The organism is Pseudomonas sp. ChxA, from assembly GCF_030263855.1.
GTDB classification, from domain to species: Bacteria; Pseudomonadota; Gammaproteobacteria; order Pseudomonadales; family Pseudomonadaceae; genus Aquipseudomonas; species Aquipseudomonas fluorescens_CB.
In genome coordinates this window covers 1,941,856-1,966,640 of record NZ_JARPMK010000001.1, presented here as the reverse complement: position 1 = coordinate 1,966,640, position 24,785 = coordinate 1,941,856, and the positions used below count along the sequence as shown (strand labels likewise).

23 protein-coding genes are annotated in these 24,785 nt (G+C 59.5%); 11 read left to right on the top strand and 12 right to left on the bottom strand.

What is annotated here, in order from left to right; all coding sequences use genetic code 11:
- Window positions 1–146: 146 nt before the first annotated feature.
- A complete protein-coding gene (locus P5706_RS08780; protein WP_200431901.1) occupies window positions 147–545 on the bottom strand; it encodes a DUF2177 family protein in 399 nt (132 codons plus the stop codon).
- Window positions 546–597: 52 nt separating this feature from the next.
- The gene (locus tag P5706_RS08775) at window positions 598–1,434 is read right to left on the bottom strand and encodes a CvfB family protein (RefSeq protein WP_017845295.1); all 837 of its coding nucleotides are present in this window, start codon (window positions 1,432–1,434) and stop codon (window positions 598–600) included.
- 324 nt (window positions 1,435–1,758) lie between these two features.
- Here P5706_RS08775 and P5706_RS08770 point away from each other — a divergent pair, with 324 nt between their 5' ends.
- The 3 genes from P5706_RS08770 to P5706_RS08760 all read left to right on the top strand — a co-directional run bounded on the left by P5706_RS08770 (window position 1,759) and on the right by P5706_RS08760 (window position 3,801).
- A complete protein-coding gene (locus P5706_RS08770; RefSeq protein ID WP_003193095.1) occupies window positions 1,759–1,938 on the top strand; it encodes a PFL_1563 family small protein in 180 nt (59 codons plus the stop codon).
- Window positions 1,939–2,145: 207 nt separating this feature from the next.
- Window positions 2,146–2,868, top strand: a complete 723-nt coding sequence (locus P5706_RS08765; RefSeq protein WP_200431902.1) for a TorF family putative porin — start codon at window positions 2,146–2,148, stop codon at window positions 2,866–2,868.
- A gap of 66 nt (window positions 2,869–2,934) precedes the next feature.
- On the top strand, window positions 2,935–3,801 hold the full coding sequence (locus tag P5706_RS08760) for a DUF6279 family lipoprotein (protein ID WP_285679009.1): 867 nt from the start codon (window positions 2,935–2,937) through the stop codon (window positions 3,799–3,801).
- Window positions 3,802–3,914: 113 nt separating this feature from the next.
- Here P5706_RS08760 and P5706_RS08755 read toward each other — a convergent pair whose 3' ends face one another.
- The gene (locus P5706_RS08755; protein WP_200431904.1) at window positions 3,915–4,304 is read right to left on the bottom strand and encodes a transcriptional regulator; all 390 of its coding nucleotides are present in this window, start codon (window positions 4,302–4,304) and stop codon (window positions 3,915–3,917) included.
- A 156-nt stretch (window positions 4,305–4,460) separates the two neighbouring features.
- Between P5706_RS08755 and P5706_RS08750 the strand changes: the two genes are divergently transcribed.
- Window positions 4,461–4,736 carry a hypothetical protein gene (locus P5706_RS08750; protein WP_200431905.1) on the top strand — a complete coding sequence of 92 codons (276 nt, stop codon included), beginning with the start codon at window positions 4,461–4,463 and terminating at the stop codon, window positions 4,734–4,736.
- 114 nt (window positions 4,737–4,850) lie between these two features.
- Here P5706_RS08750 and P5706_RS08745 read toward each other — a convergent pair whose 3' ends face one another.
- Window positions 4,851–6,197: a DEAD/DEAH box helicase gene (locus P5706_RS08745; RefSeq protein ID WP_026013512.1), complete on the bottom strand. Its 1,347-nt coding sequence runs from the start codon at window positions 6,195–6,197 to the stop codon at window positions 4,851–4,853.
- Window positions 6,198–6,390: 193 nt separating this feature from the next.
- Here P5706_RS08745 and P5706_RS08740 point away from each other — a divergent pair, with 193 nt between their 5' ends.
- Window positions 6,391–7,689 carry a mechanosensitive ion channel family protein gene (locus tag P5706_RS08740; protein WP_285679008.1) on the top strand — a complete coding sequence of 433 codons (1,299 nt, stop codon included), beginning with the start codon at window positions 6,391–6,393 and terminating at the stop codon, window positions 7,687–7,689.
- A gap of 261 nt (window positions 7,690–7,950) precedes the next feature.
- Here the strand turns inward: P5706_RS08740 and P5706_RS08735 are convergent, their stop codons facing one another.
- The 3 genes from P5706_RS08735 to P5706_RS08725 all read right to left on the bottom strand — a co-directional run bounded on the left by P5706_RS08735 (window position 7,951) and on the right by P5706_RS08725 (window position 10,080).
- Window positions 7,951–8,811: a carboxylate/amino acid/amine transporter gene (locus P5706_RS08735; RefSeq protein ID WP_285679007.1), complete on the bottom strand. Its 861-nt coding sequence runs from the start codon at window positions 8,809–8,811 to the stop codon at window positions 7,951–7,953.
- Between the two features lie 203 nt (window positions 8,812–9,014).
- The gene (locus P5706_RS08730; RefSeq protein WP_285679006.1) at window positions 9,015–9,614 is read right to left on the bottom strand and encodes an FMN-dependent NADH-azoreductase; all 600 of its coding nucleotides are present in this window, start codon (window positions 9,612–9,614) and stop codon (window positions 9,015–9,017) included.
- A gap of 151 nt (window positions 9,615–9,765) precedes the next feature.
- A complete protein-coding gene (locus P5706_RS08725) occupies window positions 9,766–10,080 on the bottom strand; it encodes a 3-phosphoglycerate kinase (protein ID WP_200431908.1) in 315 nt (104 codons plus the stop codon).
- Between the two features lie 49 nt (window positions 10,081–10,129).
- Here P5706_RS08725 and P5706_RS08720 point away from each other — a divergent pair, with 49 nt between their 5' ends.
- From P5706_RS08720 to aqpZ, 5 genes are all read left to right on the top strand, one after another.
- Window positions 10,130–11,053, top strand: coding sequence for a PA3225 family LysR-type transcriptional regulator (locus P5706_RS08720; RefSeq protein WP_017134847.1), 924 nt, complete (start codon window positions 10,130–10,132; stop codon window positions 11,051–11,053).
- Between the two features lie 14 nt (window positions 11,054–11,067).
- Window positions 11,068–11,871, top strand: coding sequence for an alpha/beta fold hydrolase (locus P5706_RS08715; RefSeq protein ID WP_285679005.1), 804 nt, complete (start codon window positions 11,068–11,070; stop codon window positions 11,869–11,871).
- A gap of 3 nt (window positions 11,872–11,874) precedes the next feature.
- On the top strand, window positions 11,875–12,471 hold the full coding sequence (locus P5706_RS08710; RefSeq protein WP_200431910.1) for a peptidylprolyl isomerase: 597 nt from the start codon (window positions 11,875–11,877) through the stop codon (window positions 12,469–12,471).
- Between the two features lie 82 nt (window positions 12,472–12,553).
- The gene (locus P5706_RS08705) at window positions 12,554–14,386 is read left to right on the top strand and encodes an ABC transporter ATP-binding protein (protein ID WP_285679004.1); all 1,833 of its coding nucleotides are present in this window, start codon (window positions 12,554–12,556) and stop codon (window positions 14,384–14,386) included.
- A gap of 279 nt (window positions 14,387–14,665) precedes the next feature.
- A complete protein-coding gene (gene aqpZ / locus P5706_RS08700; protein WP_200431912.1) occupies window positions 14,666–15,367 on the top strand; it encodes an aquaporin Z in 702 nt (233 codons plus the stop codon).
- 11 nt (window positions 15,368–15,378) lie between these two features.
- Here the strand turns inward: aqpZ and P5706_RS08695 are convergent, their stop codons facing one another.
- On the bottom strand, window positions 15,379–16,503 hold the full coding sequence (locus P5706_RS08695; protein ID WP_285679003.1) for a GNAT family N-acetyltransferase: 1,125 nt from the start codon (window positions 16,501–16,503) through the stop codon (window positions 15,379–15,381).
- Between the two features lie 282 nt (window positions 16,504–16,785).
- Between P5706_RS08695 and P5706_RS08690 the strand changes: the two genes are divergently transcribed.
- Window positions 16,786–18,108 carry a putative porin gene (locus P5706_RS08690; protein WP_017134842.1) on the top strand — a complete coding sequence of 441 codons (1,323 nt, stop codon included), beginning with the start codon at window positions 16,786–16,788 and terminating at the stop codon, window positions 18,106–18,108.
- A 120-nt stretch (window positions 18,109–18,228) separates the two neighbouring features.
- On the opposite strand, the gene P5706_RS08685 is transcribed toward P5706_RS08690, so the two are convergent.
- The 4 genes from P5706_RS08685 to hrpA all read right to left on the bottom strand — a co-directional run bounded on the left by P5706_RS08685 (window position 18,229) and on the right by hrpA (window position 24,613).
- The gene (locus P5706_RS08685; RefSeq protein ID WP_200431914.1) at window positions 18,229–18,462 is read right to left on the bottom strand and encodes an anti-sigma factor family protein; all 234 of its coding nucleotides are present in this window, start codon (window positions 18,460–18,462) and stop codon (window positions 18,229–18,231) included.
- Window positions 18,456–19,070, bottom strand: a complete 615-nt coding sequence (locus P5706_RS08680; RefSeq protein WP_016973332.1) for an RNA polymerase sigma factor — start codon at window positions 19,068–19,070, stop codon at window positions 18,456–18,458. Before P5706_RS08680 ends, P5706_RS08685 begins: the two co-directional genes overlap by 7 nt.
- Before the next feature lie 143 nt (window positions 19,071–19,213).
- Window positions 19,214–20,335, bottom strand: coding sequence for a beta-ketoacyl-ACP synthase III (locus P5706_RS08675; RefSeq protein ID WP_285679002.1), 1,122 nt, complete (start codon window positions 20,333–20,335; stop codon window positions 19,214–19,216).
- A 366-nt stretch (window positions 20,336–20,701) separates the two neighbouring features.
- Entirely contained in the window at window positions 20,702–24,613 is a 3,912-nt protein-coding gene (gene hrpA / locus P5706_RS08670; RefSeq protein ID WP_285679001.1) for an ATP-dependent RNA helicase HrpA, read from the bottom strand.
- Window positions 24,614–24,785 lie beyond the last annotated feature (172 nt).

Here is a 24,785-nt window from a genome sequence, read left to right as displayed (position 1 = left end):
GAGGCGGCCTGGTTTGTATACGAGGTATTCAGCAGAATATGTGCCAATGGCACACAATCCCTCTGAAACGGTGTTCCAAAGGGATTTAGGAGGGCTTATTAGCGAGGGGTGTGCTCAGCAACGGTGCACGTCAATCCTGTACACAATCAATGCTGCACCCGATGTGCACACACATAGCCGACACTGCAACAGGCGGCCGTCAGGAAGGTGCCCCAGGCCATGTCCATCAGCGCCAGCCCGGCTGACCAGCCGTTCAGCGTGGCCCAGTTGCTCAGGTCATAGGTGCCGTAGGCCACCAGGCCGAGCAAAGCGCCAAGGCGTGCTGCACGTTGCCAACTGCCGCTGGGCAGGACCACGAACACCACGCAGCCGATGGCATACAGCAGATAAAACAACGCGGCGGGCAATAGGTGGGGCTGATCCAGCATCAGCGAGCCGAGTAGGGTTCTGTAGGTCGGGCCCATGAGGACTCCGAGCCAGAGGCCGTCGAGCACCAGAAATGCGAGCAAGGTGCCGAGGTAGGCGAAGAGTATTTTGCGGGTCATGGTTGCAGCCTCTGTAGGCGCCGAGCGGCACCTACAGAAGAGCAAAACGCGATCAGCTTAGTTCAATGCGATCGGCGTGAATCACAATCTGGCCCTGCTTGTAGAGCGCACCAATGGCTTTCTTGAAGTTGCCTTTGCTGACACCGAACAAATTGCTGATCACCGCCGGGTCGCTCTTGTCGCTGACCGGCAAGCTGCCGTTGTTTTCACGCAACTTGGCGAGGATCTTCGAGTTCAGGCTGGAGGCCGCTTCCTGGCCGACCGGCTGCAGGCTCAGGCTGATGTTGCCATCGGCGCGGATCTCTTTGATGAAGCCTTTCTCTTCCTTGCCCGGGCGCAGGAACTTGAACACTTCATTCTTGTGGATCAGGCCCCAGTGCTTGTTGTTGATGATCGCCTTGAAACCCATGTCAGTGGCTTCGGCCACCAGCAGGTCGACTTCCTGGCCTACTTGGTAGTTGGCAGGCGTCTTATCCAGGTAGCGGTCAAGTCGCGCGGTGGCGGTGATGCGCTTGGTGTGTTTGTCGAGGTAGACGTGCACCACGCAGTATTCACCTGCGGTCATCTGGCGTTTTTCTTCCGAATACGGCAGCAACAGGTCTTTTGGCAAACCCCAATCGAGGAAGACGCCGATGCTGTTGACTTCGACGACTTTCAAACTGGCGAATTCGCCGACTTGAACTTTCGGCTTTTCAGTCGTCGCGATAAGTTTGTCATCGCTGTCCAGATAAATGAAAACGTTAAGCCAGTCTTCATCTTCGCTGGGAATATCTTTGGGGATATACCGATTAGGCAAGAGGATTTCGCCATCTTGCGCACCGTCCAGGTACAAACCAAAGTTAGTGTGTTTAACCACTTGCAAGCTGTTGTAGCGCCCGACTAAAGCCATTTCCAGATACCTTCGTTACGTGGGCGGCATTCTACCCGAGTTGCGCCCGCCACGCGCGTGCGACGGAAAAATCGCGGGCTGGCGTGGCCTCGTAATGGCACCGCCCCGCTCGTCTGATCAATCGATCGAATTTTGCTGCTCGCCAGCCGCCGAATAAGCCCTGTGGTTTCGAGTTAAAACAGTAAGTTAGCGGCTTATTTCAAGGTCAAACTTTGGCCGATTACAGCGGCCAGAGTTATTCCCGGAGGATATTTGCCAAGCAATTGTCAAGTATTTCCTGTACGATGCCTGGCCAAGTTAATTTTCTACAGGTTAGTGGCCGCCATGCGCGTAAAAGCATCCAACAGCAAAGCAAAGCCAGCTCCCGCCGTTGAAACCAGCGAATCGATCAACAGCCAAATTGCTGCTTTCCTCAAGTCCGGCGGCGAAATCCAGCAAATTGCCAAGGGCGTGAGCGGCCAGACTTTCGGCCCGTCCAAGCAGATCAGCCTGGGTAAAAAGTAACTCCCGCGCGTCGCATCTAGCTCCTAAGCGTCTTGCCTTCCAAGGCGCCAGGACTAGAGTCTGAAACACCCTCCAGCGACATTTCCTGATGCGCTAATCGACGAACGGGGCTCACCGCGCAGCATTCGCCGGTATGCTTGCACCCGTCTAGCACGGGCATTTGTCCGATTTTCTCGTAACTGCTCCTCGCTTTTCATGGAGTGAAGCATGCTCAAGCCCTGCTTGTTTCTAATCGCAGCCCTTACGGCAAGCCCTCTTGCACACGCGCAGATTTTTCAGCGTGAGCTGGGTGACTTCGACCTCAAATTAGGCACCACGCCCAGCCGCAGCATGGCCCAGGGTCTGGTCAAGCCGACCTCGCCTGGCAGCGATTCCTTCCATGGCGGCCTGGACCTGAGCCACGACAGCGGCCTGTATTTCGGCCAGTTTTCGCCCAATATGGGCCTGTCCACGGCCAACAACCTCGAAGTCGACTCCTACATGGGCTTCAAGCGCCCCTTCGACCAGACCCTGGGCTACGAAGTGGGCATGATCCACTACAGCTACCCCAAGCTCAGCCCTCTCGACAGCCAGGAGTTCTACGGCGGCCTGAACCTGCTGGGCAATCGCTTCGGCGTGTCCTTCAGCAACGACCCCGATCGCCAGGACAGCACGCTGTTTGCCGACCTCGGCGGTACACAGCCTTTCGGCATCGGCGTCAGCATGAAGTACACCACTCACCAACTTGGCACGCCAGCGGCGGTGGAAGGCGGCACCATCAGCAGCTTCAGCGACTGGTCGGTGCAGTTCTCGCGCGCCTGGAAAGGCGTGGACTTGGACCTGATCTACAGCGGCTCCAGCCTCAGTGGTGGCGACTGCTCGGCCTACTCCGGACACAATTCGCAATGCGACGGCCTGTTGACCTTGAAGGCCGCACGGTCGTTTTATTGATGGGCTGAACTGTCGCGCCTCGCGCAGGTTCACATACATGAACCCTCTCTGCGCAAGGACACGCCCATGCTGCGTCGGCTCAAATTACTGGTGGTATTACTGACGTTGAGTCTGGTGCTCGCCGGCTGCAATCGCGTGGGCCTGGCCTACCGAAACCTTGATGTGATCATCCCCTGGACGCTCAACGACTACCTGGACATGAACGCCGGGCAAAAGAGCTGGTTCAACGACACCCTCAAGGAACACCTGGCCTGGCACTGCACCACCCAATTACCGGGTTACCTGGGCTGGCTTGATCGCCTGCAACAGATGGTCGACAACAATCAGGTCACTGATGCTGCGCTGCAAGCGCGCACTGTTGAAGCCAATCAGGCAATCGCCGAGGTGGCCCGGGAGATTACGCCGTCGGCCATCCAATTGCTGCAGGGCCTGGATGATCAACAAGTCAAAGACATGGTCGATGCGCTGGCCAAAGACCTGCGCAAGCGCCAGGACGAATACCTCAAACCGCCACTGGCCCAGCAAATCAAAGAGCGCGCCGAACGCATGAGCAAACGCCTGGATGCGTGGATGGGACCGTTGAGCGCCAGCCAGCAGAACCGGGTGACGGCGTGGTCAATCGCACTGGGCGAACAGAATCAGGAATGGATCGGTAATCGCGCCCATTGGCAGGCGCAATTTATCGACGCCTTGCAGCAACGTCACAGCGCTGACTTCCCACAGAAAATCCAGCAATTGCTGGTGGATCGGGAAAGCCTGTGGACCCCGCAATACCGCACCGCCTACGCACAGACCGAGGCCGCTGCGCGCGGCTTGATCATCGACTTGATGGCCGAAAGCACCCAACAGCAGCGGCTGAAACTGACCCAGAAGATCAACGGCGTACGCAGCGACTTCAAGGCCCTCAAATGCCTCAAGGCCGCCTCAACTTAAAATGTGGGAGCGGGCTTGCTCGCGAATGCAGTGTGTCAGTTAATAGATTCATCGACTGATTCAGCGCATTCGCGAGCAAGCCCGCTCCCACATTTTGGTCTGGGTGTGCCTTTTTACGCAATCTGCGCCTTGGAAGCCACCTCAGCAAACGTCACCGGGTCCAACGCGTCTGCCTGCTCGTCCAGTACTTGGCGCGGGTGATCATTGCCCGGTATTGAGCTGTCGATCAGGGCCAGCAGCTGCGCGCCCAGCGCCGTGAGGATGAAGTTCTCTCCATTGCCGCCCTCTTCTTCCGGGCGCGATTCAATGAAACCACGCTTGAACAACAGCGCTTCGTAATCGGCGGCGGTCTTTTTCAACGCGTCCAAGTTACCGGTGGATTCGCCCGCCGTAGCCTTCTCGGCGGCTTCCTGCTCGGCGTATTTGCGCGGCGCAAAGCTGCCCTCGCCGTTCTGCACTTCATGCAGCAGACGTTCAATCAGATCCCAGTTGTAAGTCGTCATCCTGATTCCTCCCGCGGGCAGATTAAAAAAGTGGCCCGTTATAGGTAGTGACACGACCGGGCACTGGCCGTTCATCCCAATAGACGAGCGTCATTTCTCTGAACTTTCCAGACGTTCGCCCCCTCCACTGAATATCACTGCCAAGGAGGTCCGACCATGAAAACCCTGATGAACCTGGCCATCGCCGCCACCCTGCTGAGCGCCCTGCCCGCATGGGCCTGCACACCGGAAGAGGCCACGGCCAAACGCGAGCAACTGGCCAAGGAAGTGACCAAACTGACCCAGCAAAACCCGGCCAAGGCCAAGGAAATCAACGATGAGTTGCAACACATGAACCTGGAGACCGCCAGCGCGGATCTGCCGGACAAGTGCCAACTGATCGACCAGCGCCTCAAGGAGCTGGATGAGGCGGCCGCCAAAGCGAAAAATTAACCACAACAATGGGACGCGGAGCGCCCCTGGCGGCATTCCCACGCAGAGCGCAGGAACGATTAAATGAGGGCATAAAAAAACCGGACAGCGTCCGGTTTTTTCATATCAGCAGCCTTATTCGGCAGCTGGCGCTTCTGGCTTGCGGCGCTTGAGCGGCGCCATGCCATCCTTGCTGACGAGCGACAGGTTGTCGGTCTTCGGCCGGTTGGCGATTTTGCGCTTGGTCGGCGACTTGGCGCCGGTTTTTTTCTTGTCGCCCTTGGCGTCGGTCTTTTTCTTCTTCACGCCAACGGCTTTGCCCGACGCCTTGACCTTTTTGGGCCCGGTGTAGGTGCCTTTGACTTCCTTGATGGTGCGGCGCTCGAACGACTGCTTGAGGTAGCGTTCGATACTCGACATCAGGTTCCAGTCACCGTGGCAGATCAGCGAGATCGCCAAGCCATCGTTACCGGCACGCCCGGTACGGCCAATACGGTGCACGTATTCGTCGCCGCTGCGCGGCATGTCGAAGTTGATGACCATGTCCAGGCCATCTACGTCCAGGCCGCGCGCGGCAACGTCGGTGGCGACCAAGATCTTCACGCCGCCGGCCTTGAGGCGGTCGATGGCCAGTTTGCGGTCCTTCTGGTCTTTCTCGCCGTGCAGCACGAACGCCTTGTATTCCTGAGCCACCAGACGACCGTAGATGCGGTCGGCTGCTGCACGGGTGTTGGTGAAGACGATGGCCTTCTGATAGGTCTCGTTGGCCAGCAGCCAGTTCAAGATCTGTTCTTTGTGTACGTTGTGGTCGGCCATCACGATCTGCTGACGCGTGGTCGCGTTCAGGTCGCTGACGTTGTTGACCTGCAAGTGCTCAGGGTTGTTCAGCACCTTGGCAACCATATCGCGCAAGGTCGAACCGCCGGTGGTGGCGGAGAACAGCATAGTCTGCTGACGATTGACGCACTCGGCCACAAGACGCTGCACATCGTCGGCAAAGCCCATGTCGAGCATGCGGTCGGCTTCGTCGAGCACCAGCACTTCGACTTCCTTGAGGTCGAGGTTACCGGCGTTGAGTTGCTCGATCATCCGGCCTGGGGTGCCGATCAGGATGTCGGGCACCTTGCGCAGCATGGCAGCCTGGACCTTGAAGTCTTCGCCGCCGGTGATGATGCCGGACTTGATGAAGGTGAACTGCGAAAAGCGCTCCACTTCCTTCAAAGTCTGCTGCGCCAACTCACGGGTCGGCAACAGGATCAGGGTCTTGATGCTCACACGGACTTTGGCCGGGCCAATCAGGCGGTTCAGCACCGGCAAGACAAAAGCGGCGGTTTTACCGCTGCCGGTTTGCGCCGTCACCCGCAGGTCACGCCCTTGGAGCGCGAGCGGGATGGCCGCTGCTTGCACAGGCGTAGGCTCGACAAATTTAAGCTCGGCCACGGCTTTGAGCAGGCGTTCGTGCAGGGCGAATTGGGAAAACACGGGTGCTACCTCGAAGAAATACAAAATATCAGCTGCATAGGGTAACGGTTTCGGGCGCTCAAACCGAGTTTCTTTACGCGAACGGCGCTAATCAGCTGCTTTTTTGTCAGCAGATTTGTCCACAAAACCAACTTTGTTGCACATAAATGCTCTAATCGGCCCGTGTTGTCTTACAGAAGAATCGGTTTTACCCATGGATATCAAACAGCTCTGGCTCAACGTCCAAGACCTTTGGGGCGCCCTCGATGAACACCCACTGCTGCATTCCAGCCTGGGTTTGCTGATATTGCTGGTAGTCGCCTTATTGGTCGGACGGGTAGCGCGCTACCTCATCCTCCACGCCATCAAACTGCTCGGCCGGCAACCGGCGCTGCACTGGCTCAATGACCTGCGGCACAACAAAGTCTTTCATCGCCTGGCGCAGATGACGCCCTCTTTAGTGATCCAATTCGGCCTGTACCTGGTGCCCGACCTGAGCAAGACCGCCACTCTGTTTATCGGCAATGTGGCGCTGGCGTTCACCATTCTGTTCATGACGCTGGCCGTGAGCGCCCTGCTCAACGCCTTGCTGGATATCTACGCGCGCACCGAACATGCCCGCACGCGCTCGATCAAGGGCTATGTGCAGTTGGCGAAGATGGTGCTGTTCGTGTTTGCCGCGATCATCATTGTCGCCACCTTGATCGACCGTTCGCCGCTGTTGCTGCTCTCGGGCCTGGGTGCCATGTCGGCTGTGATTTTGTTGGTGTACAAGGACACGCTGCTGTCGTTTGTGGCCAGCGTGCAACTGACCAGCAACGACATGCTGCGAGTCGGCGACTGGATCGAGATGCCTCAGGTCGGCGCCGACGGTGACGTGGTGGATATCACCCTGCACACGGTCAAGGTGCAGAACTTCGACAAAACCATCGTCTCGATCCCGACCTGGCGCCTGATGTCCGAGTCGTTCAAGAACTGGCGCGGCATGCAGGCGTCCGGCGGGCGCCGTATCAAGCGCAGCCTGTATATCGACGCCAGCGGCGTGCGCTTTTTGCGCGACGAAGAAGAAGTGCGCATGACCCAAGTACACCTGCTCACCGACTACATCAGCCGCAAGCAGGCCGAACTCAAGGCCTGGAACGAAGCCCAGGGCCATAGCGCGCAACTGTCGGCCAACCGCCGCCGCATGACCAACCTCGGCACCTTCCGCGCCTACGCCCTGGCCTACTTGAAAAGCCACCCGGACATCCAGCCGAACATGACCTGCATGGTGCGCCAGATGCAAACCACCGCCCAGGGCGTGCCGCTGGAAATCTACTGTTTCACTCGCACCACGGCGTGGGCCGATTACGAGCGCATTCAGGGCGATATCTTTGATTATTTGCTGGCGGTGTTGCCGGAGTTCGGCTTGAGTCTGTATCAGCAGCCGAGTGGCAATGACCTACGTGCCGGAGTGTTGCCGGCGGTGTTGGGGGCCAGTCATTTACCGGCGCTGGAAAACGAATCTGCCTGATGCCATCAACCCCCTGTGGGAGCAGGCTTGCGCTAATGTCAGTCAGTTAAGACATAGCCGGTAATTGTGGCGAGGGAGCTTGCTCCCGCTGGACTGCGTTAAAGTCCCATGCTTTTAGAGCAAAGAGCAGGGGCCGCTTCGCACTGGAGCGCCAGCCCGGCCCAGCGGGAGCAAGCTCCCTCGCCACAGGTTACTGGTTGTCAGTTCTAGCTCTTAACTGGCTGGCATTAGCGCAATCCCGCTAACACATTAGGGTCAGCGTTAGGCCGCTTGCTGACGCACACCCAAGCGACTGACCCACACCGCCCCCAGAATCACCAAACCTCCCAACGCCAAGCGCCCCAACGGCTCGTGCTGGTTCCAGATCAGCAAGTTGAGCAACAACCCCACCGGTACATGCAGGTTGTTCATCACCGCCAAAGTACCGCCGTTGACCAGGCAGGCGCCTTTGTTCCACCAGTACATGCCCAGCGCCGTGCTGACCAGCCCGAGGAACACCAGTACGCCCCATTGCAGCGGCGCTTCGGGCAAAAAGTTGCTTTTCCCGAACAGCAGAAATGCCGGCAGCACCACGATCAAGGCGCCCAGGTAGAAGTAGCCGAAGCGCCGGTAGTGCGGCAGGTCGCTCGGATAACGCGCCACCAGGTGCTTGTACATCACCTGCCCGGCGGCGTAGGTGAAGTTGGCCAGTTGCAGCAGCAAGAAGCCCATCAGGAAGTTCGGCGTGATCTGGTCGAAGCGAATCACCGCCGCGCCGCCCACGGCCACCAATGCGGCGACCAATGCCCACGGGTTGAAGCGGCGGTTAAGCGTGTCTTCAATCAGGGTCACGTGCAACGGCGTGAGAATGGTGAACAGCAGCACCTCCGGCACCGTGAGCACACGAAAGCTCAAGTACAGGCACACATACGTCACGCCGAACTGCAGCGCACCGATCAACAACATGCCGCGCATGAAGGGTGGCGCCACCGACCGCCAGCGAGTCAGCGGGATGAAGATCAGCCCGGCCAATACCACGCGCACCAGCACGGCGAAGTAGCTGTCGACGTGACCAGCGAGGTATTCGCCGATCAAGCTGAAGGAAAATGCCTGAATCAGGGTGACAACCAGTAAATAGCCCATGCGCGCCTCGCTTCGAATGGGCGGGACATTAAAGGTTTTCGGCGTTTACTGAAACTCAAGGCAAAAAAAACCCGACCTCGCTATAGCGGCAGTCGGGTAGGAGCACTCAGGAGCAACAAGTGCAAAGGGAGGTTCGATACGCGTACTTGAAGGGTTTGCGTGGAGCGATATAAACACCACGCGATTATGTGACGATTAAAACGTTAAGCGACCTGTGCCAGCAGCGCTTTGGCGTGGTTGATGCCCTTCTCTTGGAAGTCACCACTCAGGTTCACGCCTTCGGCATGAATGAACGTGATGTCATGAATGCCGATAAAGGCCATGACCTGGCGCAGGTACGGTTCCTGGTGATCGGAGGTGGCGCCAGTGTGGATGCCACCACGAGCGGTCAACACAATGGCGCGCTTGCCGGTCAGCAGACCCTGCGGGCCGGTGGCGGTGTACTTGAAGGTCACTCCGGCGCGCAGCACGTGGTCCAGCCAGGCTTTTAGGGTGCTGGGGATAGCGAAGTTGTACATCGGCGCGGCCATCACCAGCACATCGGCGGCGAGCAATTCGTCGGTCAGTTCGTTGGAACGGTCCAGGGAAGCCTGTTCGACGCGGCTGCGCTGGTCGGCGGGTTTCATCCAGCCGCCGAGCAGGTTGGCGTCCAGGTGCGGGACCGGGTTGAGGGCCACGTCACGCACGGTGATCTGATCCGCCGGGTGGGCGGCCTGCCATTGGCTGATGAACTGTTGAGTCAGCTGGCGGGAGATCGAATCCTGCTGGCGGGCGCTGCTTTCGATGATCAGAACATTGGACATGGCTAGGTAGGCTCCATCTGTAAATGCTGTAAGGCGATGGAGTGAAGATTAAACAGAGCCAATTCGATAAAAAAGCGTAAAAAACTGCTATAAACCATCTATAAATTTGTTTATAAGCGGAGTATTGCTGTGGGCATGCTCCGCTGCCGGTTTATTTTGGGGCGCAGGTCAGTGCGATACGCATTTTGATAATGGCGCGGCTGAAATTCACCGTGGTGTTGGTGGTTTTCCCCGCCGCAACCGTGACCTTGCGAGTACGCGGGGCTTCCGGGCCGTTGGTGAAACGCACCTTGCACTCCGCATCATTTGAGCCGTAGTTGGTCAGTTGGATCGAACTAATATTGCTGTCGACGTCCGACGCGCTGTAATCGATCTTCACACCCTGAATGTCTTTCGTCACATCGGTGCTGAATGCAAACGCGCTCATCGGCAGCAGCGCCAGCAACACACAACAGAATTTTCTCATTCGGCAGTCTCCAATAAGGACCGCCAGCTTAGGACAAGAGGAGCTCATCTTGAAAGCGCCCCGCGTTACCCTCGATCAATGGCGCACACTGCAGGCCGTGGTCGACCATGGTGGCTTCGCCCAGGCGGCTGAAGCGCTGCACCGTTCGCAGTCCTCGGTGAGCTATACCGTGGCCCGCATGCAAGACCAGCTCGGCGTGCCACTGCTGCGCATCGACGGGCGCAAGGCAGTGCTCACCGAGGCCGGTGAAGTGCTGTTGCGCCGCTCGCGGCAACTGGTCAAAAACGCCAGCCAGTTGGAAGACCTCGCCCACCATATGGAACAGGGCTGGGAAGCCGAAGTACGGCTGGTGGTGGACGCCGCCTATCCGAATGCGCGCCTGGTGCGTGCGCTCACCGCCTTTATGCCGCAAAGCCGTGGCTGCCGCGTGCGCCTGCGTGAAGAAGTGCTGTCGGGCGTTGAGGAGCTGTTGATGGACGGCATGGCTGACCTGGCCATCAGCGGCTTCATCATTCCGGGCTACCTGGGCACGGAAATGAGCGACGTGGAATTTATCGCCGTGGCCCACCCTGACCACTCACTGCATCGTCTGAACCGCGAGTTGAGCTTCCAGGACCTGGAAAGCCAGATGCAAGTGGTGATCCGTGACTCTGGCCGCCAGCAGCCGCGCGACGTCGGCTGGCTCGGCGCCGAACAACGCTGGACCGTCGGCAGCTTGCCCACCGCCGCCACCTTCGTCAGCAGCGGCCTGGGCTTTGCCTGGCTGCCCCGGCACCTGATCGAACGTGAACTCAAGGATGGCCTGCTCAAGCAGTTGCCACTGGAAAAAGGCGGCAGCCGCAATCCGACCTTCTATCTGTACTCGAACAAAGACAAACCCCTGGGGCCGGCCACGCAGATTCTTATCGACTTGTTGCGCACCTTTGACACCGCTCCCCTGGACGCCCCTTTCGCGGCCCCCCAGCAAGCCTGAAACGGAGTTCACCCATGGCCTGGTTAGACCACGAAGGCTGCAGCCTGCATTACGAGGAATACGGTCACGGCGCCCCGCTGATCCTGATCCACGGCCTGGGCTCCAGCAGCCAGGATTGGGAACTGCAGATTCCAGTGCTGGCCCGGCATTATCGCCTGATCGTGGTGGATGTGCGCGGTCACGGTCGCTCCGACAAACCCCGCGAGCGCTACAGCATCCAGGGCTTTACCTTCGATCTGGTGGCGTTGATCGAACACCTGAACCTGCCGCCCGCCCATGTGGTGGGTTTGTCCATGGGCGGCATGATCGCGTTCCAGTTGGCGGTGGACGAACCCGCGCAGGTCAAGAGTCTGTGCATCGTCAACAGCGCGCCCGAGGTCAAGGTGCGCAGCGCCGATGATTACTGGCAATGGGCCAAGCGCTGGAGCCTGGCGCGCGTGCTCAGTCTGGCCACCATCGGCAAGGCGCTGGGCGATCGGCTGTTCCCCAAACCCGAACAAGCCGACCTGCGGCGCAAAATGGCCGAACGCTGGGCAAAAAACGACAAACGTGCTTATCTCGCCAGCTTCGATGCGATTGTCGGCTGGGGCGTGCAGGAACAACTTTACAGAATTATCTGTCCTACGCTGGTCATCAGCGCCGACCACGACTACACCCCCGTGGCGCAGAAACAAAACTATGTAAAACTGCTGCCCGATGCGCGACTGGTGGTGATCGAGGATTCCCGCCATGCCACGCCCTTGGATCAACCCGAAGTCTTTAACGCTACCTTGCTCGATTTTCTAAAGACAGTCGAAACCACTACCCAGGATCACTGACCCATGCTGAAAAAAATCGCCTTCTTTGCCGGCTCCTTTCTGTTCGCCGCCAACCTGATGGCCGCTACGGCCGCTGCACCGGCCAAACCTGCGGCACCGGCCAAATCCAGCGCGCCGCACGTCCTGATCACCACCACCAACGGCGACATCGAAATCGAACTGGACCCGGTCAAGGCGCCGATCAGTACCAAGAACTTCCTGGCCTATGTCGACAAAGGCTTCTACACCAACACCATTTTCCACCGCGTGATCCCGGGCTTCATGGTCCAGGGCGGCGGTTTCACCGCGCAGATGTCGCAGAAACCGACCGAAGCACCGATCAAGAACGAAGCCAGCAACGGCCTGCATAACGTTCGCGGCACCTTGTCGATGGCACGCACCAATGATCCAAATTCGGCCACCAGCCAATTCTTCATCAACGTGGCCGACAATGCCTTCCTCGACCCTGGCCGCGATGCGGGTTATGCCGTGTTCGCCAAAGTGGTCAAGGGCATGGACGTCGTCGACGTTATCGTCAACTCGCAAACCACTACAAAGCAAGGCATGCAAAACGTGCCAATCGATCCTGTTGTGATCAAGTCGGCCAAGCGCATCGACTGAGGTCCGCAGCAAGCTCCGCGCGCGGCCCACAACGCCGCGTGCGCATTTGAAAGGAGAGCCCGCAGCGCGGGCGTCAGACTGAATGCTCTATCGTCGCTTTGAACAACTGATCGACATCTTCCGCGACGCGCCCAGCGCCGCCCCTCCTGATAAAGTCCTGCCCTTCTACCTCTACTACCTGCGCCAGGTGTGGCCAAGCTTTGCCGCCTTGCTGGTGGTCGGCCTGATCGGCGCGTTGATCGAAGTGGCGTTGTTCAGCTACCTGAGCCGCATTATCGATTTGGCCCAAGGCACGCCGCCCGCCAACTTTTTCCAGATTCATAGCGCCGAGCTGATCTGGATGGCCGTGGTCGCCCTGCTGCTGCGCCCGATCTTCAACGGCCTGCATGACTTGCTGGTGCATCAGACCATCAACCCCGGCATGACCAGCCTGATCCGCTGGCAGAACCACAGCTACGTACTCAAGCAGAGTCTGAATTTTTTCCAGAACGATTTCGCTGGGCGCATCGCCCAGCGCATCATGCAAACCGGCAACTCCTTGCGCGATTCGGCGGTGGCGACGGCGGAAGCCATCTGGCACGTGTCGATCTACGCCATCAGCGCCCTGGTGCTGTTTGCCGAGGCGGACTGGCGCCTGATGATCCCGCTGATTACCTGGATCGTTCTTTACAGCCTGGCGCTGCGTTACTTCGTGCCACGCGTGAAAGAACGCTCGGTGATTTCCTCCGAGGCGCGCTCCAAATTGATGGGCCGCATTGTTGACGGCTACACCAACATCACCACCTTGAAGCTGTTCGCCCATACGCAAAATGAGCAGGAATACGCCAAGGAAGCGATCATCGAGCAGACTGAAAAAACCCAGTTGGCCGCGCGCGTGTTGACCAGCATGGACGTGACCATCGCGATCCTGAACGGGTTGTTGATCGTCACCACCACCGGCCTGGCCTTGTGGTTGTGGACGCAGTCGCTGATTTCCGTGGGCGCCATCGCCCTCGCCACTGGCCTGGTGATCCGTATCGTCAACATGTCCGGTTGGATCATGTGGGTGGTCAACGGTATTTTCGAAAACATCGGCATGGTGCAGGACGGCCTGAAAACCATCGCTGCGCCGCTGGCGGTGACCGACCGTGAAAACGCGCCGCGCCTGCAAGTGCCCCACGGCGAAGTCCGTTTCGAGCAGGTGGATTTCCACTATGGCAAAAAGAGCGGGATCATTGGCGGCTTGAACCTTCAGATCAAGGCCGGTGAGAAAATCGGCCTGATCGGCCCTTCCGGTGCGGGCAAATCCACCCTGGTCAACCTGCTGCTGCGCCTGTACGACCTGCAAGGCGGGCGCATCCTGATCGACGGCCAGAACATCGCCGAAGTTGCCCAGGAGTCCTTGCGGGCACAGATCGGCATGATCACCCAGGACACCTCACTGCTGCACCGCTCGATCCGTGACAACTTGCTGTACGGCAAGCCGGATGCAACCGATGAGGAACTCCACGCCGCGATCCACAAAGCCCGCGCCGATGAGTTTATCCCGCTGCTGTCGGATGCCGAAGGGCGCACAGGGCTGGATGCGCACGTGGGCGAGCGCGGCGTGAAACTCTCGGGCGGCCAACGCCAGCGCATTGCCATTGCGCGGGTGCTGCTCAAGGACGCGCCGATTCTGATCATGGATGAAGCGACTTCGGCGCTGGATTCGGAAGTGGAAGCGGCGATCCAGGAAAGCCTGGAAACCCTGATGCAGGGCAAGACAGTGATTGCAATTGCACACCGCTTGTCGACCATTGCACGCATGGACCGCCTGGTGGTGCTGGAGAAAGGCCAGATTGCCGAGACCGGCAGCCATGCCGAATTGCTCGCCCATGGCGGCTTGTATGCCAGGTTGTGGCAGCACCAGACCGGCGGGTTTGTCGGCATCGACTAAAAGCCCACTGCGAAACAGTGTGGGAGCTGGCTTGCCTGCGATAGCGCACCGTCAATACCGAATCGGTTATCTGGCACATCGCAATCGCAGGCAAGCCGGCTCTCAACTTTAATCAGCGCCAAGCCCTCATACACGGGCCCCTGGCGTTTTTTTATGGCCTGGATTTGTATCAAAAGCGTGCTGTAATCAGTGCAGTGCCCAGAAGGGCGCTGAAGTAAATCTGCAGGGAGCATCACTGATTTACTGATTCGGTAGAGCTATCTATCAAGGACGTGTCGCATGTCTTTGTTCAAACGTTCAATCACAGAGGGGTTAGGTACGTTTTGGCTGGTGTTGGGCGGTTGCGGGAGTGCGGTGTTGGCCGCAGCGTTTCCCGCCGTCGGGATCGGGTTCCTCGGTGTGGCCCTGGCCTTCGGGCTGACAGTGCTGACCATGGCGTTTGCCATCGGACATATCAGCGGGTGCCACCTCAACCCGGCAGTGTCAGTGGGGCTGGTCGTGGGCGGGCGGTTTCCGGCCAGGGAGTTACCGGCTTATATTGTCGCGCAGGTAATCGGTGCGACTGTCGCCGCTGCGCTGTTGTACTTCATTGCCAGTGGCAAGCCGGGGTTCGAACTGGCTTCGGGCCTGGCCTCCAACGGCTACGGCGAGCATTCGCCGGGTGGCTACTCGATGGCTGCGGGGTTTGTCTGTGAGCTGGTGATGACGGCGATGTTCGTGCTGATCATCCTCGGCGCCACCGACCGTCGTGCTCCGCCGGGTCTTGCACCCATCGCCATCGGCCTGGCGTTGACCTTGATCCACTTGATCTCCATTCCCGTGACCAACACTTCGGTCAACCCGGCCCGCAGTACCGGCCCGGCACTGATCGTCGGCGGATGGGCGATCCAGCAGTTGTGGATGTTCTGGCTGGCGCCGATCCTCGGTGCTGTAGTCGGCGGCGTGACCTATCGATGGCTGGGCAAGGAGCAGCCAGCCTGAGGCAAACGGGTTCAGCCCTGCCGATAAGGCAGGGCTGCCCTCGCTTCTTCGGCATACGCCAGAATCCCAACCCGCTCACGTTCCAGGAAGTCTTCGACAGCATTCTTCAAACCCGGATGGCGCAGGTAGTGCCAGGACCGTGTGATCACCGGTTCAAAGCCGCGAATCAACTTGTGTTCGCCCTGGGCGCCGGCGTCGAAACGTTGCAGGCCGTGGGCGATGGCATAGTCCATGCCCTGGTAGAAGCAGGTTTCAAAATGCAGGCGGTCGAACTCGGCCAGGCAGCCCCAGTAGCGGCCATAAAAACTCTCACCACCAATCAGGCTGAAGGCCATGGCCACCGGGCGTGCGCCTTGTTTGGCCAGCACCACGCGAATCGCCTCGGGCATGCGCTCGGCCAGCAGGCTGAAAAAGGCGCGGGTCAGGTAGGGTGCCTGGCGACGCACCGCGTAGGTGTTGGCGTAGCAGGCGTAGACAAAATCCCACTGCGCCTCGCTTAACTCATGGCCTTGCAACCATTCAAAATCGATGCCCTGCCCGGCCACTTGCTCGCGTTCTTTGCGCATCTGTTTACGCTTGCGTGAACTCAAGGCGTCGAGGAAGTCCTGGAAGTCACGATAGCCGCGATTTTGCCAGTGAAACTGGCAGCCCAGGCGCTGCAACCAACCCGCTTGCCCAGCCAACGCCATGTCGGCCAAAGGGTCGGTGAAGTTGATGTGGGCACTGGAGAGCCCTTCGATTTCCAGATAACCGGGCAGGCTACCCAGCAGTTCAAACCCGTCCTCGGCATTCCTGGCCAACAGGCGCGGGCCACTCACCGGACTGAACGGCACCGCCGTCAGCAACTTGGGGTAGTACTCGATGCCCGCACGCGCGCAGGCATCCGCCCAGCCGTGATCAAACACGTACTCGCCGTAGGAGTGCCACTTGCGGTAGCTGGGCAAGGCTGCCACCAGTCGCTCGCCCTCCCAATGCAACAAATGCTCGGGCTGCCAACCAGATTGTGGGCCCAGGCTGGCGCTGTCTTCCAGCGCACCCAGGAAGGCATGCCGCACAAAGGGTTGGGCTTGCGGCACCAGGGCATCCCAGACCTCCGGGGCGATTGTGGACAGGCTGTCCAGGCGTTGCAGCGGCATCGACATCCTCACTGTTTCTTGGCGTGAAAGCCTGGCGAGTATCGCCTATCGCGGCGCGAGGCACACCTCGAAACGAGCGAGACAAACCTCGAAACAATTAGTTCCAACTTAAATAATTTGTCATCTAGATGAAATCACTTAGCCACTACTCCGTCATAAACGATCGCGATACTGACGCCTGTTTTTAGAGCGTCTGGTTCTACCAGACGGCTATTTTCCGTCCGCCATCGGTCGGTTGTGTCCTGGATGGTTTGCCATCCCTCCTCACTTTCGGAGATTGATATGCGTCTTGCTTCCACTAAAACTGCGGCGGCCCTGTGTGGCGGCCTGTTGCTGGCCCTGAGCGTTCCGGCCAGCGCTGCAGTCGACGCTAAATTGCTCGACATGCTCAAGGCCAACGGCCAGATCACCGCTGCGCAGTACACTGAACTGCAAACGGAATTAGCCAAGGACCAGAAAGAAAAGCAGATCGCACAGCAAGCTCAACAAGAGACCAACGAGCAGATCGCGGCCACCGCGAAAAAAACCAACGACCTCAGCGTCTTCGATCAGAAGCTGGCCTGGGCCGCACGCACTCAGCTCAAGGGCGATGTGCGCTTCCGTCAGGAAACCGTGAAAATCCAGGGCGAATCCAACAATGGCGGCCGCGACAAAGACCGTCAGCGTATCCGTGCCCGACTGGGCGCTTACACCGAGATCAACTCCCAGGTCGACACTGGTATCCGGGTGGCCACCGGCAGCAGCGACGACGCGCGCTCCACCAACCAGGATCAGGACAACTACTTCGACAAGAAGTCGATCTGGCTGGACCTGGGCTACATCGACTACCACCCGGACCAGATCAAGAACCTGCACGTGATCGGCGGCAAGATGCTGCAGCCGTGGGTAAACATGGGCGATGTGATCTGGGATAGCGACATCAACCCTGAAGGCCTGGCAGTTACCTACAAGTACCCATTGGGCGGCAGCGCCGAGCTGTTCGGCAGCCTGGGTAACTACAACCTCAAGGACAACGTTGACGGCGACGGCGTGCAATTTCGCCACGACCTGCGCCTGACGTCCGGCCAATTGGGCACGCGCTTCTCGCTCACCGACAACCTGAAAATGACCTTGGGCGGCAGCGTCTACGCCTACCAGAACGACAAGGACAGCCGCTGCACGACCACCACTACGCCATGCGCGCTGGCGGTCAACGGCAACTCGGCCAACAACGAATTCCGCCTGTATGAAGGCTTTGCCCAAGCCGACATCGGCGGCCTGGCCGTGCCTTTGGCGTTCTACGGCCAGTACGTGAAAAACAACGATGCAGTGACCGACCAAGACACCGCCTGGTTGATCGGTGCCAAGTCCAAGGTGTTCGGTTTCAACCTGGACTACAACTACCGCGATACTCAGCGTGACGCGGTCGTCGGCGCCTTCACCGATTCGGACTTCGCCAACGGCACCACCGGCTCGCGCGGTCACAAGCTCAAAGTCAGCTACGACATCGACAAGAACTTCGCCCTCGGCGCCACGTACTTCCTGACCAAGGCTGACTACGCCAGCCGCACGCAGCGTGATGCCAACACCAACACCCTGCAGTTGGATGCTGAAGCCAAGTTCTAAATGTGTGTGCAATAAACCTTGGGCCAGGACGGCCCGAGGTGGTTTCAACAGCCTTGCGTAGGTGGATCGATCCCCATCATCCGTTCGACTCACCCACGCGAGCCTGCCTCTTTCCCGCCGTTACTGATCTTTGAGCCTTTCGGCCACCAGCCGATCAGCCAGTGCATCTGCGTCCTTTACCGGCTCCTCGGGCATCATCTTCAAAGTCGCCTGCATCAGGCGCATCTGACGAATAAATCGCCGGCAGTTGGGGCAGAACATCAAGTGATGACGCACCAGCAGGCGCTCTCGAAAGGTCAATTGCCCATCGAGGTAGTCACTGGACCGCGCCACTTGTTCCTTACAGGTCAACATTCGCCCGTTTCCTCAAAATGCTCCACCGTGGCGAAGACTTTAAGCCGTGCTCGATGCAACAGCACACGGACATTGGAGAGCGAGAGGGTCAGAAGATTACAGATTTCTTCCAACTCCAGGCCCTGACGTTCACGCAGCACCAGTACGCTGCTTTGCAGCTCCGACAAACTCAGAATTGTATGCTCCAGGCATTTACGCAGCTCATCCTCGGTCAGCAACGCTTCCGGGGTGTCCTGGTGCCAGGCGTAAGGCGCAACAGCCCAGTGGCCGTCGTCGGGGACGAAGCGGTCATCACCAATGGTGCCGTGGGGCGAAGGCAAATCGTCGAGCAACACTTCACGACGGTTCTGTTTGTAGCGGCCCTTGGCGGAGTTGGCGGTGATGGTCAGCAGCCAGGTCTTGAGGCTGGAGCGCCCTTCGAACTTGGCCAGGTTACGCACCACCGACAGCCAGGCGTCTTGCACCACTTCATCGGCATGGCGCTGGCCGACAATGGCATAGGCAACCGCGCGCATGGCGCTCTGGTAGGTGGTGACCAGTTCCTTGTAGGCCCGCTGCTCGCCCTTGAGCAGCCGTTCAAGCAGGTGCGCGTCGTCCGCTGCGGCCATTGTTTACCTCTAATTACCTTGGAATACGGTCGATGTGGGAGCTGGCTTGCCTGCGATGCAGACACCCCGGTAGCTCAGATACACCGAGGCGATACTATCGCAGGCAAGCCAGCTCCCACATTAAATCGGGCCAGATCCAAAGATTAGCGCTTGCGCAGGATCACGCTGCCAATCGAGTAACCCGCACCAAACGAGCTGAGCACTGCAACAGAACCCTTGGGCAGATCGTCCTGATAGGTGTGAAACGCGATCACCGAGCCCGCCGAGCTGGTATTGGCGTATGTATCAAGGATCACCGGCGCTTCTTCCACCGAGGCTTCGCGGCCCAGCAGTTTCTTCACAATCAGGTGGTTCATGCTCAAGTTGGCCTGGTGCAGCCAGAAGCGCTTCACGTCGGTCACGTTCAGTTGGTTTTCTTGCAGGTGTACACCGATCAACTCGGCAACCATCGGGCAGACATCACGGAAGACTTTGCGACCTTCCTGCACGAACAGCTTGTCCGGCGCGCCGATGCCTTCTTCGGCGGTGCGGTTGAGGAAACCGAAGTTGTTACGAATGTTATTGGAAAACTTGGTCAGCAGCTTGGTGCTCACTACGTCGAACTGATGCTCGGAGGACGCCAGATCAGCGCGCTCGAGGATCACCGCCGTGGCCGCATCACCGAAGATGAAATGGCTGTCGCGGTCGCGGAAATTCAAGTGGCCGGTGCAGACTTCCGGGTTGACCATCAGGACCGCCCGGGCCTGGCCCAGCTGGATGCTGTTGGCCGCGTTCTGGATGCCGAAGGTGGCCGAAGAACACGCCACGTTCATGTCGAAGCCGAAACCCTGGATGCCCAGGGCTTCCTGGACTTCAATGGCGATGGCCGGGTAGGCGCGCTGCAGGTTGGAGCAGGCGACGATCACGCCATCGATGTCGGCGGCGGTCTTGCCGGCGCGCTGCAGAGCTTGTTCGGCGGCGCCGATGGCCATCTGGCAGAGTACCGACCACTCGTCGTTGCTGCGCTCAGGCAAGCGCGGGGCCATGCGTTGAGGGTCGAGGATGCCGTCCTTGTCCATCACAAAGCGGCTCTTGATGCCCGAAGCCTTCTCGATAAAGGCCGCGCTGGACTCGGTCAGCGCCTGCACCTCACCGCGCTCGATGGCCGCCGCATTGTCGCTGTTGAACTGTTGCACGTAAGCATTGAAAGACTGCACCAGCTCTTCGTTGGAGATGCTGTTGGCCGGGGTGTACAGGCCAGTGCCGCTGATGACGACGTTATGCACGGTCGTTCCTCTAAATCTGTCAGGCAGAGAAGAAATTGGTACCGTCGTACCAAACTTTAAGTCGTTCGGTGCCCTCCAGCGGGCAGCAAACTGGCAACGCTTTATCCCGGCGCGCCACAGTGTTTCGCGGCGTTACCGGTCTTTATGACTGCGAAGTTTGCCACAACCCTGCAGATTTGGCGCCACCCGCTGTAATGGCTGTACACAAACCCTGTGGCGAGCGAGCTTGCTCGCGCTGGGGCGCGCAGCGGCCCCTATTGCCGGCAACCGAGTTTCAACACAAATACCTCAGTGCCCAGGCTGGGGCTGCTTCGCAGCCCAGCGCGAGCAAGCTCGCTCGCCACAATAGCCGCTGATCTACGTTATTCAGGCCTCGACCAGGCTCCACTGCTTGCTCAAACGCTTATCCGAAATCGGCACCTTGGTGCCCAACTGCTGGGCAAACAGCGACACCCGGTATTCCTCCAGCCACCAGCGGTAAAGCTCCAGTTGCGGGTCGCGCTTGCCTTCCTGGGCGTGTTTGTTCAGGCGATTCTGGTACTGCGCCCACAAGCCGCCCAGCTCAGTGCTCCACACGCGATCTTTTTGCACCTGGCTCGGCAGTTTCTCCAGGCGCAGTTCGATGGCCTTGAGAAAACGCGGCAATTCCTTGAACCACTGCGCCGGGGTTTCGCGCACAAAACCTTGATACACCAGGTTGCTGAGCTGCTGCTTGATGTCGTTCAGCGCCACCGCCTGAGCCAGGTCGATCTTGCCTTTGAAGCGTTTCTGCAAACCATGCCAGAGTTTCAGCACGTCCAGGGTCAAGCGCGCCAGGCGCTCGGCGTGCTCGGCCCAACTGCCGCGCTTGCGTTCGGCCAACGCAGCCAGCCCGGCACCGTCACGCGGCAGGCTGGCTTCGCCTTCGAGCACGCAGGTGTCGAGGCTGGCCAGCAGGATATCTTCCACCAGCGCGTCGATGCGCCCTAGATCGCGGTACATCAGGCCCAATTCGGTCAACCCAGGCAACTTGCCGCGCAGGAACTTTGCCGGCTCCGCCAATTGCTGCATGAGCAGGCGCTGCAAGGCGCGACGGTGCTGGAACTCGGCTTCGGCGGCGGTGGAGAAACGCCCTTCCTTGACCGTACCGTTTTCTTCCACCAGTGCCGGATAGACCGTCATCGACAGGCCAGCGATCTTTTGCTGGGTCTTTTGCGCCACGGCGGCAAACACTTTGGCTTCCACCGGTTGCTGGCTTTTCGCGGTTTGCGGTACGGCCAATGCAGCCTGGCTGGCTTCGGCAAAACGTGCGGTCAGTTCCGCCAGATCGCGGCCTTCGCCCAGGAACTTGCCCTGGCCGTCGACCACCTCCAGGTTCATCTTCAGGTGGCTTTCCACCTGCTGCGCCGCCTCGGCCCAGGCCTCATCGCTGACCCGTGCGCCGGTCATGCGCAGCAATTCGCGGCCCAGCGCCTGGGGCAGCGAACCCTGGCCAAATTCGATACGTTGCAAGGCGGCCTTGACGAAATCCGGCACCGGCACGAAGTTCTTGCGCAGCGCCTTGGGCAAGTTGCGCACCAGTGCAATGCACTTGGCTTCGATCACACCCGGCACCAGCCACTCCAGACGCTCAGGCGGCAACGCCGGCAACAGCGGCGCCGGCACACGCAGGGTTACGCCGTCGCGCGGGTGGTTGGGTTCAAAGTGGTAACTCAGGGCCAGTTCCAGGTCGCCCAAATGCAGCGTGTCCGGGTAATGCGCGGCGGTGACTTCACTGGCCTCGCGGGCCAGCACGTCTTCTTCACGCATGATCAGCAGTTGCGGGTCTTTCTGGCTGTTGACCTTGTACCAGCTGTCGAACGTGGCGGTCTGGTGGATCTCTGCCGGCAAGCGCGCGTCATAGAAGGCGTACAGGGTTTCTTCATCCGCCAGAATGTCACGACGACGGGCCTTGGCCTCCAGCTCATCGAGCTGTTCCAGCAGTTGCTGGTTGGCCGTGAGGCACTTGGCGCGGGATTGAATCTCGCCGCGTACCAAACCCTCACGAATAAACAACTCGCGGGACACCAGCGGGTCAATCGGCCCGTAATGCACCGGCCGGCGTCCGACCACGATCAACCCGAACAGGGTGATCTGCTCAAACGCCACCACTTGGCCGCGCTTCTTTTCCCAGTGCGGTTCGAAGTGGTTTTTCTTGATCAGATGCCCGGCCAGCGGCTCGATCCAGTCGGCATCGATCTTGGCCACCATGCGCGCATAAAGCTTGGTGGTTTCCACCAGTTCGGCGGTCATCAGCCATTGCGGACGTTTTTTACCGATGCCCGAAGATGGGTGAATCCAGAAGCGCCGCTGCCGTGCGCCGAGGTAATCGCCGTCTTCGGTTTTCTGGCCGATCTGGCTGAGCAAACCGGACAGCACCGCCTTGTGCAGTTTCGCAAAGTCGGCCGGCTCCTTGTTGATCGTCAGCTGCATATCGCGGCAGATCAGGCTCAACTGGCGATGGGAGTCACGCCACTCGCGCAGGCGCAAGTAATTCAGGAAGTTCTTGCGGCACCAGTTGCGCAATGGGCTGGCGGTCAGTGCCTGGCGCTGTTCTTCAAAGCCGCGCCACAGATTGACCAGCCCGGCGAAGTCCGAATCTGCATCCTTCCATTGCGCGTGGGCCTGGTCGGCGGCTTGCTGGCGCTCCGGCGGACGCTCGCGTGGGTCCTGGATCGACATGGCACTGGCCACAATCAACACTTCCTGCAAACTGCCAAGCTTGGCCGCTTCGAGCAGCATGCGGCCCATGCGCGGGTCCACCGGCAGGCGCGCCAACTGACGGCCCAGGGGCGTGAGCTGGCTGTTGCGGTCGACTGCCGAGAGTTCTTGCAGCAGGTTGAAACCGTCGCTGATCGCCTTGCCATCCGGCGGCTCGATAAACGGGAAGTCAGTGATTTCGCCCAGGCGCAGGTGCAGCATCTGCAAGATCACGGCGGCGAGGTTGGTGCGCAGGATCTCCGGGTCGGTAAATTCCGGGCGGCCGATAAAATCTTCTTCGCTGTACAAACGAATGCAAATGCCCGGCTCAACCCGGCCGCAGCGGCCTTTACGCTGGTTGGCACTGGCCTGGGAAATCGCCTCGATCGGCAGGCGCTGCACCTTGGCGCGGTAGCTGTAGCGGCTGATGCGCGCGGTGCCGCTGTCGATCACATAGCGAATGCCCGGCACGGTCAGCGAGGTTTCCGCGACGTTGGTCGCCAACACCACGCGGCGGCCTGGGTGGGACTGGAAAATCCGCTGCTGTTCGGCCGGCGACAGGCGCGCGTAGAGCGGCAGAATTTCAGTGTGTTTGAGCTGGGCCTTGCGCAGCATGTCGGCGGCGTCGCGAATTTCGCGTTCGCCCGGCAAAAACACCAGCACATCGCCGGGGCTGCGGCGTTCGCTGCGCTCATAGGCGGCAATTTCGTCGAGGGTGGCGAGGATCGCCTGGTCGACGGTCAAGTCATCCTCGACGCGGTTGCCCTCCTCGTCCTGCTCCAGCGTCAGCGGGCGATACCAGGTGTCGACCGGGAAGGTGCGGCCCGAGACCTCGACAATCGGCGCATCGTCGAAGTGCTTGGAAAAGCGCTCCAGGTCGATGGTCGCCGAGGTAATGATGACTTTAAGGTCCGGGCGGCGCGGCAGCAGGGTTTTCAGGTAACCGAGCAGGAAGTCGATGTTCAGGCTGCGTTCGTGGGCTTCGTCGACGATGATCGTGTCGTAGCGTTCCAGATAACGGTCGTTCTGGGTTTCCGCCAGCAAGATACCGTCGGTCATCAGCTTGATCAGCGTGTTGGAGTCACTCTGATCTTCGAAACGCACCTGATAGCCGACCAGCGCGCCCAGGGGCGTAGCAAGCTCTTCGGCAACCCGGCTGGCAACGCTGCGCGCAGCAATCCGGCGCGGCTGGGTGTGGCCGATCAGGCCGTACTGGCCGCGACCGATCTCCAGGCAGATCTTCGGCAACTGGGTGGTTTTACCCGAACCGGTTTCGCCGGCAATGATCAGCACCTGATGCTTGAGCAACGCGGCCTTGATCTCGTCGCGCTTGGCCGCGATCGGCAGGCTGTCGTCATAGCGAATCACCGGCAGGCTGGCACGCCGCGCGGTGACCTGGGCGCAGGACGCCTGCATACGCGTAACCCACTGCGCCAGCTTCTGCTCGTCGGGCTTCTTGCGCAGCTCAAGCAACTGGCGCCGCAAGCGGTGGCGGTCGGCGAGCATGGCGTGATCGAGGTTTTTGAGCAGTTGGTCGATAGCGGGCGCTTGGTCAGTCATCAGGTACTTTGCAGGTCGTCTATTTATGCACGGCCGGCAAGTGTGGCAGAAAAGCAGCTGATCTGGCAGACGGCTAAGTAAACCGGATCAAATGTGGGAGCAACTGTCTTAACCCACGCTCCTCTGTGGCGAGCAGGCTTGCCCTGCGTTGGGCTGCGCAGCAGCCTCATTG